Raw genomic sequence first — 18,111 nt, 5'->3', positions numbered from 1 at the left:
GCACAGCCCCAGCACCTACGAGGAGCACCCGTGACCCAGACCAGCGAGAACGTGACCTGGCTCACTCAGTCCGGCTACGACCAGCTCAAGGCCGAGCTGGACCACCTGACCGGCCCCTGGCGCATCGAGATCGCCCAGAAGATCGAGGCGGCGCGCGAAGAGGGTGACCTCAAGGAGAACGCCGGCTACCACGCGGCCAAGGAGGAGCAGGGCAAGTACGAGCTGCGCATCCGCCAGCTCACCCAGCTGCTGGAGCGCGCCAAGGTCGGCGAGGCTCCGGCCGACTCGGGTGTGGTGGCTCCGGGCATGGTCGTGACGGTCGCCTTCGACGGCGACACGGACGACACCATGAAGTTCCTGCTCGGCTCGCGCGAGGTGGCCGGCGACGACGACCTGGAGATCTACTCGCCGCAGTCCCCGCTGGGCCGCGCGATCGACGGCAAGACGATCGGCGACGAGGCGACCTACGAGCTGCCGAACGGCAAGCGGGCCATGGTCAAGATCGTCGAGGTCAAGCCCTACGCCGGCTGACCCCTTCCGACCGGCATCGGCCCCGGGACCGGACCACCCGTCCGACCGGCGCCGGCCGACCCCCGCAGAACGCCGACGAGGGCGGCCGTGGCACGAGCCACGGCCGCCCTCGCGCGTACCCGCCCACGGGCCGCGCCGCGGGTCAGCCCACGGCCGAGCGGTACTTGCGCACCGACAGCCACGAGAACGCCGCGATGATCGCCAGCGACCAGAGCACCGACATCAGTTCCGCGTGCTGCATCGGCCAGGCGTCGTCCACCGGGCCCACCTGGTTGCCGAAGAGGTTCCGGCAGGCCTGCACCGTGGCGCTGAACGGGTTCCAGTAGGCGATCCCCTGCAGCCAGCCGGGCATCGAGCTGACCGGCACGAAGGCGTTCGAGATGAAGGTCAGCGGGAAGAGCCAGATCAGCCCGGCCGAGGTGGCCGCCTCGGGGCTGCGCACCGAGAGACCGATCAGTGCGCCGATCCAGGAGAAGGCGTAGCCGAGCAGGAGCAGCAGTCCGAACGCGGCCAGCGCGGACAGCAGGCCCTCGTGGATCCGCCAGCCCACCAGGAGCGCCACCAGCGCGAGCACCACCAGCGTGAACGCGGTCTGGACGAGGTCCGCCAGGGTCCGGCCGACCAGGACCGCCGAGCGGGCCATCGGCAGCGAGCGGAACCGGTCGACCAGGCCCTTGGACATGTCCTCGGCGATGCCGGCGGAGGCGCCGGCCGTCGCGAAGGTGACCGTCTGGGCGAAGATGCCGGCCATCAGGAACTGGATGTACGTCGAGGAGCTGGACTGCGTCCCGGGGATCTGGATCGCCCCGCCCATGACGTACGAGAACAGCAGGACGAACATCACCGGCTGCATCAGGCCGAACACCACGATCTCGGGTATCCGGGACATCCGCCGCAGGTTGCGCTTCGCCACCACCCAGGAGTCGTGCAGGGTGGCGGCCGCTCCGCGGCGCTGTTTGGGTACCGCCCCGCCGATGGCGTGCTGGGTGGCCGTCGTCATCTCACAGCTCCTTGCCGGCCGTGACGGCCTGCTTGTCGGCGCCCGGGCCGCTCCCGGCCGGTCCGCCGCGGCCCTTGCCGTGGCCGGCCCCGCCCTTGCCCGCGGCGCCGTTCTCCTCACTCTCGGCCTCGGTGGCGTGGCCGGTGAGCGAGAGGAAGACGTCGTCCAGGGTCGGACGGCGCAGGCCGATGTCGTCGATCTCGATCGAGCGGGTGTCCAGCTCGCGGATCACGTCCGCGAGCACCCGGGCGCCGCCGCTGACCGGGACGGTGATCCTGCGGGTGTTGCGCTCCACGGTCGGCTCGCCCTGGGCGTACCCGGAGAGCGCGGCGAGCGCGTCGGCGACCAGGTCGGGCCGGTGCACCACGACCTCGATCCGCTCGCCGCCGATCTGCGCCTTGAGCTGGTCGGCCGTCCCGCGCGCGATCACCCGTCCGTGGTCGACCACGGCGATGTCGTGGGCGAGGCGGTCGGCCTCCTCCAGGTACTGGGTGGTGAGCAGCAGCGTGGTGCCCTGGTCGACCAGGGTCTCGATGACCTCCCACAGGGCGAGCCGGTTGCGCGGGTCGAGGCCGGTGGTCGGCTCGTCCAGGAACATCACCGGGGGGCGGACCACGAGGGCCGCGGCGAGGTCGAGCCGGCGGCGCATGCCGCCGGAGTAGGTCTTGGCGGTCCGGTCCTTGGCCTCGGTGAGGTTGAACCACTCCAGCAGTTCGAGCGCCCGGACCTTCGCCTCGCGGGCGGTCATCTGGTAGAGCTCACCGACCATCTGGAGGTTCTCGAAGCCGGTGAGGTACTCGTCGACCGCGGCGTACTGGCCGGAGAGGCCGATCAGGCTGCGGACCTCGTTGGGGTGCTTGAGGACGTCGACCCCGGCGACCACGGCACGGCCGGAGTCGGGGCGGAGCAGGGTGGTGAGGACGCGCACGGTGGTGGTCTTCCCGGCGCCGTTCGGGCCGAGCAGCCCGAGCACCGTGCCCTCGGGGACGTCGAGGCTGACGCCGTCCAGGGCTCGTACGTCGCCGAAGGTCTTCACCAGGTTCTCGGCTTGGATGGCTGGCGCCATGGCCTGCCTCATCTCCTTGGACGGTTGAGCGGTTCTGTCCCACTTTGCCCCGAATAAGGGCACGCAAGCGACTCGGTTCTCGCCTGCACGGCAACAAGACGCGATGTATCGCGAGTTTTGCAGAACGCGATATATCGCGCAAGGGAATTCGCTCCGCCATGGTGACACGCACCACTGACAACGGGAGCCCCACGGGAACCCCACCCGGGGCCCCACCCCCCTGCCCGGGCACCCCGCACCCGCACCCCGCACCCCGCACCCGCACCCCGCCTAGCGGGAGACCACGAACCCCGCGTCCCGCAGGTCGCCGAGCACCGCCGCGCAGTGCTCCGGCCCCTTCGTCTCCAGGTGGAGGTCCACCTCGACCTCGGTCAGCCCGAGCTGCGGGTCGACCCGCACGTGCGCCACGTCCAGCACGTTGGCGTCGACCTTCGTCAGCACCCCCAGCAGGTCCGCCAGCGCGCCCGGCTTGTCCGCCAGCCGCACCCGCAGCGACAGGTAGCGGCCGGCCGCCGCCAGCCCGTGCCGCAGCACCCGCTGCATCAGCTGCGGGTCGATGTTGCCCCCGGAGAGCACCGCCACCACCGGCCCCTCGAAGGAACCCGGCTGCTCCAGCAGCGCCGCCACCGGACTCGCCCCGGCCGGCTCCACCACCAGTTTCAGCCGCTCCAGGCCCAGCAGCAGCGCCCGCGAGAGCGAGTCCTCGGAGACCGTCCGGATGCCGTCCGCCAGGGTGTTGACGATCTCGAAGGGGATGTCCCCGGGCCGACCGACCATGATCCCGTCCGCCATGGTGGCGAACCGCTCCAGCGAGACGGGGCGTCCGGCCGCCAGCGAGGGCGGGTACGCGGCCGCGCCGGCCGCCTGCACCCCGATCACCCGCACGTCCGGCCGCAGCGGCTTGACCGCCGCCGCGATCCCGGCCAGCAGACCGCCCCCGCCCACCCCGACCAGGATGGTGCGCACCTCCGGGCACTGCTCCAGGATCTCCAGCCCGACGGTGGCCTGCCCGATGACGATGTCCCGGTGGTCGAAGGGGTGGATGAACACCGCGCCGCCCGCGTCCGCGTACCGCTGCGCGGCCTGCAGCGCCTCGTCCACGGTGGCGCCGTGCAACCGGACCTCGGCGCCGTACTCGCGGGTCGCGGCGACCTTGGGCAGCGGCGCGGCCACCGGCATGAAGACCGTGGAGCGGACCCCGAGCAGCGAGGCCGCCAGCGCCACCCCCTGGGCGTGGTTCCCGGCGCTCGCCGCGACCACCCCGCCGGCCCGCTGCACCGGCGAGAGACCCGCGATCCGCACGTACGCCCCGCGCAGCTTGAAGGAGCCGGTCCGCTGGAGGTTCTCGCACTTCAGGTGGACCGGCGCGCCGACCAGTGCGGACAGGTGCCGGCTGCCCTCCATCGGCGTCACCCGGGCTACCCCGACGAGCATCTTCTGGGCGCCGCGGACGTCGTCGAGGGTGATCGGCCAGCTGTGCATGACAGCAGCGTATGCCTTGGTGGAGGACCACCCGGGGACGTCGGACCTGTTCCCGGGCCCGCCCGGCCCGCGTACGCTGCTGGTTCTGAGCCTCTCTCACCGCACGACGATCGTGAGCCGCGATGACGACGACCTCGCCCCAGGCCACCGACCTCACCGACCCCGTGCACACCCAACTGCAGTACCAGCTCGCGGTGTTCGCCCGCAGGATGGAACAGGTCCGCGGCTCCGACGGAGTGGCCGCCCTGGTCCGGGCCGCCTACCTGCTGCTGGAACGCCTGGAGCGGGTCGGGCCCGCCAACGTCAAGGCCCTGGCCGACGCGCTCGGCGTCGACTCCTCCACCGTCACCCGGCAGGTCGCCCCGCTGGTGGCGGCCGGCCTGGTCGGCCGGGTCCAGGACCCGGCCGACCGGCGCGCCGTCCGGCTCGCGCTGACCCCGCTCGGCTCCGACCGGCTGGCCGAAGTCCGCGCCGGCCGGGCCGAGTTGACCCGACAGCTGGTGGCCGACTGGCCACTGGAGGAACAGCGCGAGTTCTGCGCCCTGCTGGCCCGCTTCAACCACTCGATGGAGTCGTACTCGGCGGGCCGGCAGAGCGCCTAGGCGTACTCGGGCCGGGAGTTCAGCCCAGCGCCCGCGTGAGGTCGGCCAGCAGGTCGTCGATCGACTCGATGCCGACCGAGACGCGCACCAGGTCCGCCGGCACCTCCAGGGCCGAACCGGCCACCGAGGCGTGGGTCATCCGGCCGGGGTGCTCGATCAGCGACTCCACGCCGCCCAGCGACTCGCCGAGGGTGAACAGCTCGGTCCGGTTGCAGACCTCGACCGCCGCCTCCTCGCCGCCGTGGACGCGGAACGACACCATGCCGCCGAACGCCTTCATCTGCTTCGCGGCGATGTCGTGGCCGGGGTGCTCGGGCAGGCCCGGGTAGAGCACCTGGCTGACCTTGGGGTGGCCGGCCAGCAGCTCGGCGACCTTCTCCGCGTTGGAGCTGTGCCGGTCCATCCGGACGCCGAGGGTCTTGATGCCGCGCAGCACCAGCCAGGCGTCGAACGGGCCGGAGACCGCGCCCATCGCGTTCTGGTGGTACGCGACCTCCTCGCCCAGCGCCGCGTCGGCCAGCACCAGGGCGCCGCCGACGACGTCCGAGTGGCCGCCCATGTACTTGGTGGTCGAGTGCACGACCGCGTCGGCGCCGAGCGCGATCGGCTGCTGCAGGTACGGGCTGGCGAAGGTGTTGTCGACCACCAGCAGCGCGCCGGCGCCGTGCGCGATCTCGGCCAGCGCGGCGAGGTCGGTGATGCCCAGCAGCGGGTTGGACGGGGTCTCCACCCACACCGCGCGGGTGTTCGGGCGCAGCGCCCCGCGGACGGTCGACAGGTCCTGGGTGTTGGCGACGGAGAACTCGACGCCCCAGCGGGTCAGCACCTTGGCGAAGAGCCGGAAGGTGCCGCCGTAGGCGTCGTCGGGGATGACGATGTGGTCGCCCGGCTTGAGGATCGTCCGCAGCAGGGTGTCCTCGGCGGCGAGGCCGGACGCGAAGGCGAGGCCGCGGGCGCCGCCTTCCAGCGCGGCGAGGCACTCCTCCAGCGCGGTACGGGTCGGGTTGGCGCTGCGGCTGTACTCGTAGCCGCCCCGCAGGCCGCCCACCCCGTCCTGCTTGTAGGTGGACACCTGGTAGATCGGCGTGACGACGGCCCCGGTCTGGGGGTCTGCTTCCTGACCCGCGTGGATGGCGAGAGTCTCGAAGCCCTGGGGAAGCTGGTGCTCGGTCATGCTCCGAGCGTAGTCGGCGAACGGCGGGGTGCCGCCCCGAAGGCGGCCACGCCCCGCAGGCCCGGCCGCCGCAGGCCCTACCGCCGCCGACCGCCGCCCCGGCCGCCGCACGCCCGGCCGGGCGGGGGCGGGCGGGGCCTCCCCCGGAATCCCCGGCGTCCCGTCCGCGTTGGAACGTCCGCAACCCTTCCCGACCCGCTGGAGCAGGCCGTGCTGTTCAACCGCCACAAGACCTCGCTCGTCCCCGCCGACCAGGCGCTCCCCGGCCGGGAGGCCCCGGCCTTCACCCTCGGCGAGCCGCACACCGTGCTCGGCCACCCGCTGACCGGCCCGTACCCGGCGGGGCTGGAGGTGGCCGACTTCGGGCTGGGCTGCTTCTGGGGCGCCGAGCGCACGTTCTGGCGCCTGCCGGGCGTCTGGACGACGCTGGTCGGCTACCAGGGCGGCCACACCCCGAACCCGACGTACGAGGAGGTGTGCAGCGGCCTGACCGGGCACACCGAGGCGGTCCGGGTGGTGTTCGACCCCGCGGTGATCTCCTACGAGCAGCTGCTGAAGACCTTCTGGGAGTCGCACGACCCGACCCAGGGCAACCGCCAGGGCAACGACGTCGGCACCCAGTACCGGTCCGCGGTCTACACCCACTCCCCCGCCCAGGCGGCGTCCGTGGTCGCCACCCGGGACGCCTTCCAGCCGGAGCTCACCGCGCTCGGCCTCGGCCCGGTGACCACCGAGATCGCCCCGGCCGGCCCGTTCTACCCCGCCGAGCCGTACCACCAGCAGTACCTGTCGGACGCCAAGAACCCGAACGGCTACTGCGGCCTCGGCGGCACCGGTGCCAGCTGCCCCATCGGCGTGGCCCGGACCACCGAGGGCTGAGCCCGCGGGTCCCTCCGGCTTTCCGCCGCCTCCCGGCGGGCGCAGACTGGAAGGACCAGTAGGGCGGCCCCGCCACCCCTCCTGGTGGCGGGGCCGCCTCGTCCCCGAGGAGCCCCTCATGGCCGGCCTCATGCGCAGAAGCTTCGACACCGATCCCGAGGAAGTCCGCCCGTTCGAGGGCGGCAAGGGAGAGGTGCGCCTGGTCAACCTGGACGGCGGTGCCGTCGGACGGGGGGTGTTCGAGCCCGGCTGGCAGTGGTCGAAGCACGTCAGGCCCATCGCGCAGACCGACAGCTGCCAGGCCGCCCACGTCGGCTACGTCGTCTCCGGCCGGATGGCGATCGCCATGGACGACGGCGAGGAGGCCGAGTTCGGCCCCGGCGACTTCATGATCTGCCCGCCCGGCCACGACGCCTGGGTGGTGGGCGACGAGCCGGCGGTCATCCTGGACTGGCAGGGCTTCGGCGACTACGCCAAGCGCGGCTGAGCACCCCGCGGCGCCCCGGACGCGGGTCAGGCCCGCCGGACCTCGTGCATGAAGCACCCGAAGTGCAGCGCGCGGACGTGCACCACGGCCACCTCCGGATCGGCGAGCAGGGCCGCCGCGCCCGCCTCGGCGGTCTCCGGGACGACCGGCACGCCGCCCAGGATGTGCCCGCGCCGGTCGTACGCGCGCAGCACCCGCTCGCTGCCGTGGAACCCGGTCGGCCAGCCGTCCCCGCCGACGCCCGCGCACGGCCCGTCGTGCACGAAGACCGGGCCGACCTCGTCGTACGGGCCCGGTTCGGCCCCCGTCTCGGCGGCCCAGCGGCGCAGCGGCGCGTAGGAGACCAGGGCGATCCGGTCCCCCGGCAGGCCCTTGCTCAGGCAGCAGCGCAGCGGGGCGCCGCCGGTCTCGTCGACGGACCGGACCGGCGGGCGGCCCGCGTCGTCGCGGACCAGCAGGGAGCGGTGGACGCCCGGGTCGATCGGGCGGACGGCCAGGGCGGGCGTGGTGGTTGTCCTCATGCCGTCCACCCTGCCGCCGGAGCCGCGCCGGGTCCGGCGGGTTTCGGTCGTCGCGTTCGGCGGCGCCGGGAGGTCCGGCCCGCCCGGGACGGGGTCTGCGGCGGGGCCCGTGACGGGCCCGCGGCGGGGGTCAGACGGGCCCGCGGCGGGGGTCAGACGGCGCTGGCGGCCTTCCAGTCGGCCCAGTCCATGTTCCAGCCGTTGAGGCCGTTGGACGGCACCACGGTCTTGTCGCCGGAGTTCACGACCTCGACGACGTCGCCGATCATCGAGCTCTTGAAGAACCTGGCGCCGTCGGCGCCCTGGTCCTGCCCGCCCTTGACGTCCCGCAGGCCGATGCAGCCGTGGCTGGTGTTCTGGCTGCCGAAGATCGACGGCGAGGACCAGTAGTTGCCGTGGATGAAGGTGCCGGAGGTGCTGAGCCGCTGGGCGTGCGGCACGTCCGGGATGTCGTACTCGCTGCCGAGGCCGACGGTCTGCGAGTTCATCCGGGTCTGCTGGTACTGCTCGGTGATCACCATCTTGCCGCCCCAGGTGCGGAACTCGGGCGAGCCGCCGGAGATCGCGTAGACGGCGCTGACCTGGCCGTCGGTGGTGACGGTGAGCTTCTTGGTGGCGAGGTCGGCGACGCTGGTCTGCGCCCGGCCGACGGTGAAGCGGACGTCCTTGGACTGGGTGCCGTAGACGCCCTTGGCGCCCTGGACGTCCTTGAGCCTGAGCTTGACGGTCACCTTGGTGCCCTTGGCCCAGTACTGCTGCGGCCGGAAGTCGAGGCGGGTGCTGGAGAACCAGTGCCCGACGATCTCGACGCCCGGCTCGGCTATGACGGTGATCGCCTGCTGGACGGTCCTGCGGTCGGTGACCGGCTTGCTGAAGTTGATCGAGACGGGCATGCCGACGCCGACGACCGAGCCGTCCTCGGGGGTGAAGTAGCCGACGAAGGTGTTGGCCGGGGTCGCCGTGGTGAAGACGGCGTTGGCGTCGGCCTCCAGCTTGTCCTTGTCGGTGGCGGCGGCGGTCACGGTGTACTTGGTGCCGCTGGCCGGCGCGGCGGCCGAGGTCCAGCCGGTGCCGTCGGCGGAGAGCTGGCCGGCCAGGGCCTTGCCGGTGGAGTCGGTGACCTTGACGGCGGTGAGGGTGCCGTTCGCGACGGTGACCTTGACCGGGTCGCTGAAGCTGGCCGAGGTGGCGCCGTCGGCGGGCGTGACGGTGATCACGGCGACCGAGGTCTTCGGCGTGCTGGTGGCGCTGGGCGTCGCCTGGCCGCCGCCCGTACCCGCGCCCGTGGTGCCGGTGGCCGTGCCACCCGTGCTGCCGCCACTGCCGCTGCCAGTGCCAGTGCCAGGACCGCCGCTGCCTCCGGCCCCGCTCTCGCCGCCCTTGGTGTCGTTGCAGGCCGCCAGCAGCAGGACCGGGGCCCCGATGAGACCGGCCAGCACACCGCGCCGGCTCCAGCTGCCTCCGGCCGACCGGCCCTGACCGTCCCCTGCCGCCACGTCGCCCACTCCCTGCTCATCATCCGGGCATTACGGATAGAGAAACGCAATCCATGCGTTCACGGTTCCATCACCAACGGGTAGCGATCGTACGAGATGACGAAACTTACCGCCAAATATGGACAAAACGCCCGGCCTGCGAAGGCAGACCGGGCGATCACGGGCCGTGACGGACAGGCCCTACTGGGCGGGCCCTACTCGGCGGGCTCCTCCACGGTGTACTCGTCCCACTCGTCGCCCTCGGGATCGAAGTCGGTCTTCGCGGACTCCCAGGTCGCCGAGGCGAGCTCGACGCCCGGAACGTCGCCGAGCAGCGCCACCGGGTCGATGAAGTGGGCGAGCGAACCCGACGGGTCCACCTCGATGGCCTCGACGGACTGCGCGCGCTCGTCGTCGTCGAGGTACTCGTCCACCGCCACCTGCTGCAGGGCCGCCGCCTTCAGCGCCCCCTCGTCGGTGATCTCGGCGATGAGCTCGATGTTGAGCCGGACGTAGCGGGGAGCGTCCTGGCCGGTCGTGTCAGTGCTGGTCATGCGTGCGAGATTACGGGAAGGGCCGGCCCCTCCGGAGAGGGACCGGCCCTGCCGCCTCCGCCGGACTCCCCCACCCGGGAGTCGCGGAGACGCGCCAAGCGGCGCGGTTGCCGCGGGAGCCGCCGCACCCTGCGGTCCGGCCGGAGCCGGGCAGGGGCGGGACGACGGCGTCTCCCGCGGGCAAGGACACCGCCGGCCGGGTCAGGGCCGGCCGTCGTGCCCGGAGACGATCGGCGCCGCCGGGGAGCCGCTCCCGGACCGTCGTCGTCGCCTCACTCGGCGTCTTGCCGTTGACCACAACGATGGCGCAGCGTTGTTAAGCGCGTGCTGCGCGCAGGTGACGCGGGTGTACCAGTTCGCCCGGAAACGGAACCTCAGCCGTCCGGTCGGGGAGGGCGGCTGACCGGGCCTCAGTGCCCGGCGCGGCTGCCGGCCAGGAATCCGAGCAGGTCCTGGCGGGTGACGATGCCCTGCGGCTTGCCCTCCACCAGCACCACCGCGGCGTCGGCCTTCTCCAGCACCGACATCAGGTTGGTGACGGTCTCGCCCGAGCCGACCACCGGCAGCGGCTTGGACATCACCTTGTCCAGCGTGTCGCTCAGCTGGATCTCGTTCGCGAAGACGCCCTCCAGGAGCAGCTTCTCCGCCACCGAGCCGATCACCTCGCCGGCCATGATGTCCGGGTGGCCGGCTCCCGGCGAGACCACCGGCATCTGCGAGACGCCGTACTCGCGCAGCACCCGGACCGCCTCGGCGACGGTCTCGCTGGGGTGCATGTGGACGAACTGCGGGATGCCCTCGTGCTCGATGGCGTCCTTGCGGGCCAGCACCTCGCCGATGTGCGCCTCGTCGGTGGCGGACGGCAGGAAGCCGTAGTCGGCCATCCAGTCGTCGTTGAAGATCTTCGACAGGTAGCCGCGGCCGCCGTCCGGCAGCAGCACGACGACCACGTCGTCCGGGCCCAGCTTCTTGGCGACCTCCAGCGCGGCGACGACCGCCATGCCGCAGGAGCCGCCGACCAGCAGGCCCTCCTCCTTGGCGAGGCGGCGGGTCATCTGGAAGGAGTCCTTGTCGGAGACCGCGACGATCTCGTCGGCGACACCCCGGTCGTAGGCGGTCGGCCAGAAGTCCTCACCGACGCCCTCGACCAGGTACGGACGGCCGGTGCCGCCGGAGTAGACCGAACCCTCCGGGTCGGCGCCGACCACCTTGACCTTGCCGCCGGACGCCTCCTTCAGGTAGTTGCCGGTGCCCGAGATGGTGCCGCCGGTGCCGACGCCGGCCACGAAGTGGGTGATCTTCCCGTCGGTCTGCTCCCAGAGTTCCGGACCGGTGGAGTGGTAGTGCGAGGCCGGGTTGTCCGGGTTGGAGTACTGGTCCGGCTTCCAGGCGTTGGGGGTCTCGCGGACCAGGCGGTCGGACACGTTGTAGTAGGAGTCCGGGTGCTCGGGGGCGACGGCGGTCGGACAGACGACCACCTCGGCGCCGTACGCGCGCAGGGTGTTGATCTTGTCGGTGGACACCTTGTCCGGACAGACGAAGATGCACCGGTAGCCCTTCTGCTGGGCCACGATCGCCAGGCCGACGCCGGTGTTGCCCGAGGTCGGCTCGACGATGGTGCCGCCGGGCTTCAGGGCGCCCGAGGCCTCGGCGGCCTCGATCATGCGCATCGCGATCCGGTCCTTCACCGAGCCTCCGGGGTTGAAGTACTCGACCTTCGCGAGCACGGTCGCGCTGATCCCCTCGGTGACCTTGTTCAGCTTGACCAGTGGCGTGTTGCCGACCAGGTCGATGATCGAGTTGTGGTACCGCACGGGGGTCCTCCCGGTCTGTGGGCATGCGAGTGCTTTTCGGTACTGCAAAGCCTAGGCCGTGCCATCGACCCCGGCCCGCCCCTTCCTCCCCGCCCTGCACCCCGGCCACACCGGGGGCGTCCCGCCCCTCTTCCGCACCCGCGCACCGGGCGCCGCCCGGACCGGCTCCCGGCGGGCCGGGCGGCGCCCCCGCCGCGCCGTTCCGGTCCGGGGACCGGCCGGAAGCCGGCCCCGGCCCGGCCTCCCCGCCCCGCTCCCGGTGCCACGAACGGCCCACCCCCGTCGTAGCCCGGCGCCAACCCGGGTAGGAGGGGTGTACACGCATCGGCAACGGCCCCGTCGGGGCGGCACGAGGACGCGAAGGGGGTACCGGATGCCAGGGGCACACGAGTCGCGGGCCCGGGTGGCGCGCCGGATCGCCACCGCGGCGGCGTACGGCGGAGGCGGGCTCGGTCTGCTGGGCGTGGGCCTCGTCGGCCTGCTGCTGACCGAGAGCAAGCTGGCCGTCCAGGCCATCGGCGTCCTGGAGGGCGATCCGCCCCGGGCCGACGGCGTCTACGGCGAGGCGTTCGCCGACGCCTCGGCCGGTTCGCGGCCCCCTCTGGTGCTGGCCTTCCTCGGGGACTCCACCGCCGCCGGCCTCGGCGTGCTGCGGGCCCGGGACACCCCGGGCGCGCTGCTCGCCGCGGGCCTGGCCTCGGTGGCCGAGCGCCCGGTCCGGCTGGTCAACGTGGCGTTCTCCGGCGGCCGGTCCGCCGACCTGGCCGGCCAGCTGGACCTGGCCCTGCCGCACCGCCCGGACATCGCCGTGATCATGGTCGGGGCCAACGACGTGACCCGGCACAGCCCGGCCCAGCTCGCGGTGCGCCAGCTCGGCGAGACGGTCGCGGCGCTGCGGGCGACCGGCTGCGAGGTGGTGGTCGGGACCTGCCCGGATCTCGGCACGATCAAGCCGGTCCACCCGCCGCTGCGCTGGGTGGCCCGCCGGCTCAGCCGCCAGCTGGCCGCCGCGCAGACCATCGCCGTGGTGGAGGCCGACGGCCGGACGGTCTCGCTGGGCTCGCTGCTCGGGCCGGAGTTCGCCGCCCGCCCCGAGATGTTCGCCGCCGACCGCTACCACCCGTCGGCCCAGGGGTACGCGACGGCCGCGATGGCCGTGCTGCCCTCCGTCTGCGCCGCGCTGGGCCTCTGGCCGGAGGAGGAGCGGCCGGCCGGCCGGGTGCCGGGCGAGACGGTGCTGCCGGTGGCGGTGGCCGCGGCGGCAGCGGCGGGGCGGTCCGGCACCGAGGTGGCGGCGGTCGGCACCGAGGGCGCGGTCCGGCGCTGGGCGCTGCTGCGGAACCGGCTGCGGATCGGCCTTCCCGGCTCCTGGGCGGTCTCGGACCCCGACACCGGGCGGACCGCCGGGCCCGCCCCCGCACGAGGGCCCGGGCAGGGCCCGGCGCGGGCCGCGGCGCCCGGTCCGGCACAGGGCCCGGCGCACGCCCCCGCGAAGGCCGCCCCGGCGCAGGCCGCGGACGACGGGAACACGTCGGCCAGCTCACACGCCGGGGCGGGTGACGCCTGACCTACCAGGCGGTAACTTTCCTACCCGGGCGTCCGTCGTCCGGCCCGCGCCCACCCGGCCCGGGGCCGCCCCGGGCACCCGTAGCCGAAGGTCACCCAGCGAGGAGCCCGCCATGCCCGAAGCCGTCATCGTCAGCGCCGCCCGTTCGCCGATCGGCCGGGCCTTCAAGGGCTCCCTCAAGGACGTCCGCCCCGACGACCTGACCGCGCACGTCATCGGCGCCGCACTCGCCAAGGTGCCCCAGCTCGACCCCCGCGAGATCGACGACCTGATGCTCGGCTGCGGCCTGCCCGGCGGCGAGCAGGGGCACAACCTGGCCCGCATCGTGGCCGTGCAGATGGGCATGGACTACCTGCCCGGCACCACCGTCACCCGTTACTGCTCGTCCTCGCTGCAGACCACGCGGATGGCGCTGCACGCGATCAGGGCCGGCGAGGGCGACGTCTTCCTCTCGGCCGGCGTGGAGACCGTCTCGCGCAGCGTGAACGGCACCTCGGACCTGCCCGGCACCACGAACCCGCTCTTCGACGAGGCCCAGGCCCGCACCGCCGAGCGCGCGGCGCAGGGCGGCGGCGAGTGGCACGACCCGCGCGAGGACGGCCTGCTGCCGGACGCCTACCTCGCCATGGGCCAGACCGCCGAGAACCTGGCCGCGCTCAAGGGCATCACCCGCGCCGAGCAGGACGAGTTCGGCGTCCGCTCGCAGAACCTCGCCGAGGCCGCCATCCGGGCCGGCTTCTGGGAGCGCGAGATCACCCCCGTGACGCTGCCCGACGGCACCGTCGTCTCCGCGGACGACGGCCCGCGCGCCGGCGTCACGCTGGAGGGCGTCTCGGGCCTCAAGCCGGTGTTCCGCCCCGACGGCACCGTGACCGCCGGTAACTGCTGCCCGCTGAACGACGGCGCCGCGGCGCTGGTCATCATGTCCGACACCAAGGCCCGCGAGCTGGGCATCGCCCCGCTCGCCCGGGTGGTCTCCACCGGGGTCAGCGCGCTCTCCCCCGAGATCATGGGCTACGGCCCGGTCGAGGCCTCGAAGCAGGCCCTCAGGCGGGCCGGCCTGACCATCGGCGACATCGACCTGGTCGAGATCAACGAGGCCTTCGCCGCCCAGGTCATCCCGTCCTACCGCGACCTCGGCGTCGACCTGGACCGGCTGAACGTCAACGGCGGCGCCATCGCGGTCGGCCACCCCTTCGGCATGACGGGCGCCCGGATCACCACCACCCTGATCAACTCCCTGCAGTGGCACGACAAGCAGTTCGGCCTGGAGACCATGTGCGTCGGTGGCGGCCAGGGCATGGCGATGGTCGTCGAGCGGCTCAGCTGACCGCTCCGGCGTCAACCCCCAAGGGTCCAGACCACCCGTTTGGAGTGACGCTGCGTAATTGAGGGCCGGATCACACCGAAAGGTCGATCCGGCCCTCGATTCATTCATTTCCGGGCCGAAAATCGACAGTGCGGAGCGGATCAACTCCGCAGCGTAGAACGGTGTTACCTAACAATTTGGGGACAAGGAGGAAAGTCACTGACAAATTGGACATTCACCCCTGCGGTAACACGGCCGTATGCGGCAATGTGGAGACGTAACCCCGTTCCACTCCTCCCTAGGAGTACGTTCCGTGAGCGTCGTCTACGCCATCCTGCTGCTGATCCCGATCGCCCTGTCGACCACCGTCCTGTTCCACCTCCGGGGAATCTCCCGCCGTCTGGACGCGCAGGCCGCGGCCGCCGACCACCCCGCCGCGGTCGACGAGACCGCGATACGCCGGGCCGTCGCCGAGGCACTGGCCGCCGACCGCGAGCGGGAGATCACCGAGGCCCGGGCGTTCTGGGCCGAGCAGGAGGCCCGCGCGGCCGAGGACGCGCCGCTGTTCGACTCCCCCTTCGCCGGTGTCCTCAGCAGCACCGAGGAGTGGCCGCTCTTCTTCCCCCGGCCGACCGGGCCGCAGGAGGCCGCCGACAACGCCGGCACCATGGACCCGGAGTTCGGCGAGGCGCTGCGCTCCGCCCTGGAGGACCTGATCAACGAGGGCGGCGCCCACCCGGCCGATCCCGTCACCGAGGGCGGCAGCCCGCTGCGCCCCGGCCACCCGGCCGGCCACCCGGCCGGTGGCCCGGCCGGCGAGACCGCCGGGGACGCCCGGGCCCGGCGCGAGGCCGACCTGCTGGCCACCGGGCTGGAGGCCGGGCTGCTGGACGCCGGCTCGGCCGTCGAGGAGGCCCCGGTGGCCGCCCCCGACCCGCGCCGCCACCCCTCGCACCCCGACTTCGTGCCCAGCCAGGCACCGTCCCGCGAGTGGACCGACACCCGGCTGACCGCGCTCGCCGAGGAGGGCACCGCCCTGGTCGACGTCCGCCCCGGCCCGCTCGGCACCCTGGACGTCTACGCCTTCGCCGACGGCACCACGCTCTGCGTGGCCCCGGGCGACCGCGAGGCCGCGTACCGGCTGATCGACGCCGTACGGGCCGGTGAGAACGTCCGGCTGCTCGGCGGCTCCCGGTTCTCCGGCTCCTACTCCCTGACCTTCTCCACCGACGAGGACGCCGTGTACGTGCTCGCCGACCGGGTGGTGGCCAGCATCTGACGCAGCGGCGGGAAGGCCGGCCGGGTCAAGGGGTTACCGACCCGGCCGGCCTTCGGCGTGTCCGGGACCGGCGCGGCCCGGCGAGGGCCCGGACGAGGGCCCGGCCCGGCCCCGGCGCGGCAGGCTCCCGGTGACGTTCCCGGCGGGGCACTCGCCCGTCCCGCTCAGTGGCAGAGTGCGGCCGCCCGCGCCACCCGGGCCGACGCCTCGGCCCGGACCGCCGCGACCGTCGACGGCCCGCCGAGCTCCGCCGGCAGCGCCACCCCGTCGTCCCCGGGCAGCCCGGCCAGTGCCGCCACCAGGTCGTGCCCGGTCACCGCGAGCTGGTCGCCGACCGCGAACGCCCCGGCCTCCGGGAGTTCCCGCACCGGCCCGCCCTCGACCGCCCGCGCCGCCGCGGCCAGCCACCGGGCCAGGGCCAGCGCGGCCGCCGCCCGCGACGCGTGGCCGGGGACCACACCGTGCAGCCGGCTCTGCGGCATCGAACGGAACCGGTCCGCCAGGGCGTCGACCGCCTCGGCCAGGGTCTTCTCATCGGACATGCCGCGAGCATACGGCGCGGCCCGCGAGCGCCCGTACGCGAAAGCCGCCGGGCCCCGGAGCGAGTGCTCCGGGGCCCGGCGGCCGTGTGCGCACGAGGCGCGAGAGGCGTCCGCGAGGACCGGCGGCTAGTCGTCGCCGCGCAGGATCGCGATGAGCCGCAGCATCTCGATGTAGATCCAGACCAGCGAGAGGGTGAGCCCGAAGGCGGCCCGCCAGGACTCCTTCTGCGGCGCGCCCTGCGCGATGGCCTCCTCGATGGCGGCGAAGTCCAGCGAGAGGAAGAAGGCGCCGAGGGCGATCCCGATCAGACCGACCGCGATGCCCAGCGGGCCGGAGCGCAGGCCCATGTCCGCGCCGAACATGGACGCGACCATGTTGATCATCAGCAGCAGAACGAAGCCCATCGCGATCGCGATGCCGATCCGCGTGTAGCGCGGGGTGACCCGGATCCGGCCGGTCTTGTAGGCGATCAGCATCGCGGCGAAGACCGCCGCGGTGCCCAGGACCGCCTGGATCGCGATGCCCGGCAGGGCGGCATTGAGCATCTTGGTGATCGCACCGAGCGCGAAGCCCTCCAGGGCCGCGTAGGTGAGGATCAGCGGCGGGCTGACGCTCCGCTTGAACGAGACCACCATGCCGACCACGAAGGCGACCAGACCGGCGCCGATGGCGAGGCCGTAGTTGCGGTCCGGCAGGAGGAACCAGGCCAGGCCGCCACCGGCGACCAGGGTGAGCAGCGTCATCGCGGTGCGCGCGACCACGTCGTCGAGCGTCATCCGGCCCGTCGCCAGCGGACCGGCCGACGGAGCCCGGTACATCTCGACCAGCTGGTCGTCGGTCAGCGGCGCCTGGCCCTGCGGCTGCTGCGCGTAGGGGCTACCGGCGTACGGGTTGTTCCCGTACGGGTTGTTGCCGTACGGGTTGGTGGCGGACGGGCCCCCGGCCGACGGGGTCTGGGTCGTCCCGAAACCCGCGTAGCCGGACTCGCGGGTGAAGGACCCTTCCCGCGAGAAGACCGGGTTGCTGCTTCTCATTGCTCATTCCCTCCGTGGCGGTACTGCACCGCCCGTCACAAGGGTAATGGCTTGGCAAAAAAACCAACATCCGCCGCGAGGAGGATCCGGCGGGAACGTGCGGCGGGGGACGTCCGGCGGGGACGCCGGTCGGCGTCCCCGCGAGTCGGTCGGTGCCCGGAGCCGGACTCGAACCGGCACGGCCTCACGGCCAAGCAGTTTTAAGCTGCCCGTGTCTGCGTTCCACCATCCGGGCGTCCTGCGGACCCGGCCTCGCCTGCGGACCGGAGAGCAGCGCTCCGCCCCCGTACGGGCCACCCCTGAGCCTAGTATCCCGGCCTCCCCTTTCGCATGTTCCGAGCCAGGGAAGTTGTCATGTTTCCTTGCCATCTGACGAACAGTTCGTGATTTGGCCACCCAGGGCGTGCGATCCGGCCACCGGCCCTCCGGTCAGGGTCGGTGTCATACCGCAGGAGGAGGGCGTCAGCTGGGCGTACGCCCAGCGGTGGTCAGGCCAACCGTCCGGCGGAGCGACGAGAAACCATGATCACGTGGCCGAGCATGGAGGTACGGCTGGACACCCCCGGAAGGGGCCCGGCCGGCCAACGACTTCCCCGGCGCCGTCCGGGCCCGTCCTGCCCGCGACCCCAAGGAGCACCCCGTGACCACGTCGACCGCAACCGCCGTCCGCACCGGCCGGGCGGCCGCCCGCGCCACCGGCCTCAACAAGGTCTACGGGGAGGGCGAGACCCGCGTCGTCGCCCTCGACAACGTCAGCGTCACCTTCCCGCAGGGCGAGTTCACCGCCATCATGG

Annotated in this window: 17 protein-coding genes, 1 tRNA gene and 1 pseudogene; 8 read left to right on the top strand and 11 right to left on the bottom strand. The window is 73.1% G+C overall.

Going from position 1 to position 18,111, the window contains the following annotated elements:
* Positions 1 to 30 precede the first annotated feature (30 nt).
* A complete protein-coding gene (greA, locus tag PUR56_RS05990) occupies positions 31 to 531 on the top strand; it encodes a transcription elongation factor GreA (RefSeq protein ID WP_329879703.1) in 501 nt (166 codons plus the stop codon).
* Positions 532 to 673: 142 nt separating this feature from the next.
* Here greA and PUR56_RS05985 read toward each other — a convergent pair whose 3' ends face one another.
* From PUR56_RS05985 to ilvA, 3 genes are all read right to left on the bottom strand, one after another.
* On the bottom strand, positions 674 to 1,531 hold the full coding sequence (locus PUR56_RS05985; protein WP_329879702.1) for an ABC transporter permease: 858 nt from the start codon (positions 1,529 to 1,531) through the stop codon (positions 674 to 676).
* Position 1,532: 1 nt separating this feature from the next.
* Entirely contained in the window at positions 1,533 to 2,597 is a 1,065-nt protein-coding gene (locus PUR56_RS05980) for an ATP-binding cassette domain-containing protein (protein WP_329948135.1), read from the bottom strand.
* Positions 2,598 to 2,867: 270 nt separating this feature from the next.
* Positions 2,868 to 4,079: a threonine ammonia-lyase gene (ilvA, locus tag PUR56_RS05975; RefSeq protein ID WP_329948134.1), complete on the bottom strand. Its 1,212-nt coding sequence runs from the start codon at positions 4,077 to 4,079 to the stop codon at positions 2,868 to 2,870.
* A gap of 122 nt (positions 4,080 to 4,201) precedes the next feature.
* Between ilvA and PUR56_RS05970 the strand changes: the two genes are divergently transcribed.
* Complete coding sequence (locus PUR56_RS05970; RefSeq protein WP_329879699.1) at positions 4,202 to 4,681, top strand: MarR family winged helix-turn-helix transcriptional regulator; 480 nt, start codon at positions 4,202 to 4,204, stop codon at positions 4,679 to 4,681.
* Between the two features lie 19 nt (positions 4,682 to 4,700).
* Here the strand turns inward: PUR56_RS05970 and PUR56_RS05965 are convergent, their stop codons facing one another.
* Positions 4,701 to 5,855, bottom strand: coding sequence for a cystathionine gamma-synthase (locus tag PUR56_RS05965; RefSeq protein ID WP_329948133.1), 1,155 nt, complete (start codon positions 5,853 to 5,855; stop codon positions 4,701 to 4,703).
* 210 nt (positions 5,856 to 6,065) lie between these two features.
* Here PUR56_RS05965 and msrA point away from each other — a divergent pair, with 210 nt between their 5' ends.
* Positions 6,066 to 6,734: a peptide-methionine (S)-S-oxide reductase MsrA gene (gene msrA / locus PUR56_RS05960; protein WP_329948132.1), complete on the top strand. Its 669-nt coding sequence runs from the start codon at positions 6,066 to 6,068 to the stop codon at positions 6,732 to 6,734.
* Positions 6,735 to 6,852: 118 nt separating this feature from the next.
* The gene (locus PUR56_RS05955; RefSeq protein ID WP_329948131.1) at positions 6,853 to 7,221 is read left to right on the top strand and encodes a cupin domain-containing protein; all 369 of its coding nucleotides are present in this window, start codon (positions 6,853 to 6,855) and stop codon (positions 7,219 to 7,221) included.
* A gap of 26 nt (positions 7,222 to 7,247) precedes the next feature.
* Here the strand turns inward: PUR56_RS05955 and PUR56_RS05950 are convergent, their stop codons facing one another.
* From PUR56_RS05950 to PUR56_RS05935, 4 genes are all read right to left on the bottom strand, one after another.
* The gene (locus tag PUR56_RS05950; RefSeq protein ID WP_329948130.1) at positions 7,248 to 7,742 is read right to left on the bottom strand and encodes a DUF1203 domain-containing protein; all 495 of its coding nucleotides are present in this window, start codon (positions 7,740 to 7,742) and stop codon (positions 7,248 to 7,250) included.
* A gap of 152 nt (positions 7,743 to 7,894) precedes the next feature.
* Positions 7,895 to 9,238: a L,D-transpeptidase gene (locus tag PUR56_RS05945; protein ID WP_329948129.1), complete on the bottom strand. Its 1,344-nt coding sequence runs from the start codon at positions 9,236 to 9,238 to the stop codon at positions 7,895 to 7,897.
* A gap of 194 nt (positions 9,239 to 9,432) precedes the next feature.
* Positions 9,433 to 9,771 (bottom strand): hypothetical protein, encoded by a 339-nt coding sequence (locus PUR56_RS05940; protein WP_329879693.1) that lies wholly within the window; start codon positions 9,769 to 9,771, stop codon positions 9,433 to 9,435.
* Between the two features lie 410 nt (positions 9,772 to 10,181).
* Positions 10,182 to 11,585, bottom strand: coding sequence for a cystathionine beta-synthase (locus tag PUR56_RS05935; RefSeq protein ID WP_329879692.1), 1,404 nt, complete (start codon positions 11,583 to 11,585; stop codon positions 10,182 to 10,184).
* A 373-nt stretch (positions 11,586 to 11,958) separates the two neighbouring features.
* On the opposite strand from PUR56_RS05935, the gene PUR56_RS05930 reads away from it, so the two are divergent.
* The 3 genes from PUR56_RS05930 to PUR56_RS05920 all read left to right on the top strand — a co-directional run bounded on the left by PUR56_RS05930 (position 11,959) and on the right by PUR56_RS05920 (position 15,740).
* The gene (locus PUR56_RS05930; protein WP_329948128.1) at positions 11,959 to 13,152 is read left to right on the top strand and encodes an SGNH/GDSL hydrolase family protein; all 1,194 of its coding nucleotides are present in this window, start codon (positions 11,959 to 11,961) and stop codon (positions 13,150 to 13,152) included.
* Positions 13,153 to 13,264: 112 nt separating this feature from the next.
* Positions 13,265 to 14,482, top strand: a complete 1,218-nt coding sequence (locus tag PUR56_RS05925) for an acetyl-CoA C-acetyltransferase (RefSeq protein ID WP_329948127.1) — start codon at positions 13,265 to 13,267, stop codon at positions 14,480 to 14,482.
* Between the two features lie 292 nt (positions 14,483 to 14,774).
* Positions 14,775 to 15,740 (top strand): hypothetical protein, encoded by a 966-nt coding sequence (locus PUR56_RS05920; protein ID WP_329948126.1) that lies wholly within the window; start codon positions 14,775 to 14,777, stop codon positions 15,738 to 15,740.
* Between the two features lie 164 nt (positions 15,741 to 15,904).
* Here PUR56_RS05920 and PUR56_RS05915 read toward each other — a convergent pair whose 3' ends face one another.
* From PUR56_RS05915 to PUR56_RS05905, 3 genes are all read right to left on the bottom strand, one after another.
* Positions 15,905 to 16,282, bottom strand: a complete 378-nt coding sequence (locus PUR56_RS05915) for a hypothetical protein (RefSeq protein ID WP_329879688.1) — start codon at positions 16,280 to 16,282, stop codon at positions 15,905 to 15,907.
* A gap of 126 nt (positions 16,283 to 16,408) precedes the next feature.
* Positions 16,409 to 17,317: a Bax inhibitor-1/YccA family protein gene (locus PUR56_RS05910; protein ID WP_329879687.1), complete on the bottom strand. Its 909-nt coding sequence runs from the start codon at positions 17,315 to 17,317 to the stop codon at positions 16,409 to 16,411.
* Positions 17,318 to 17,470: 153 nt separating this feature from the next.
* Positions 17,471 to 17,552 (bottom strand) — tRNA-Leu (locus PUR56_RS05905).
* Between the two features lie 405 nt (positions 17,553 to 17,957).
* Between PUR56_RS05905 and PUR56_RS05900 the strand changes: the two are divergent.
* A pseudogene (locus tag PUR56_RS05900) lies at positions 17,958 to 18,111 on the top strand (ABC transporter ATP-binding protein); the annotation flags it as partial.

This window comes from Streptomyces sp. BE303, assembly GCF_036290945.1.
In the GTDB taxonomy this organism is placed as follows: domain Bacteria; phylum Actinomycetota; class Actinomycetes; order Streptomycetales; family Streptomycetaceae; genus Kitasatospora.
The sequence above is the reverse complement of the archived record's forward strand: the minus strand, read 5'-3'. Positions and strand labels throughout refer to the sequence as shown.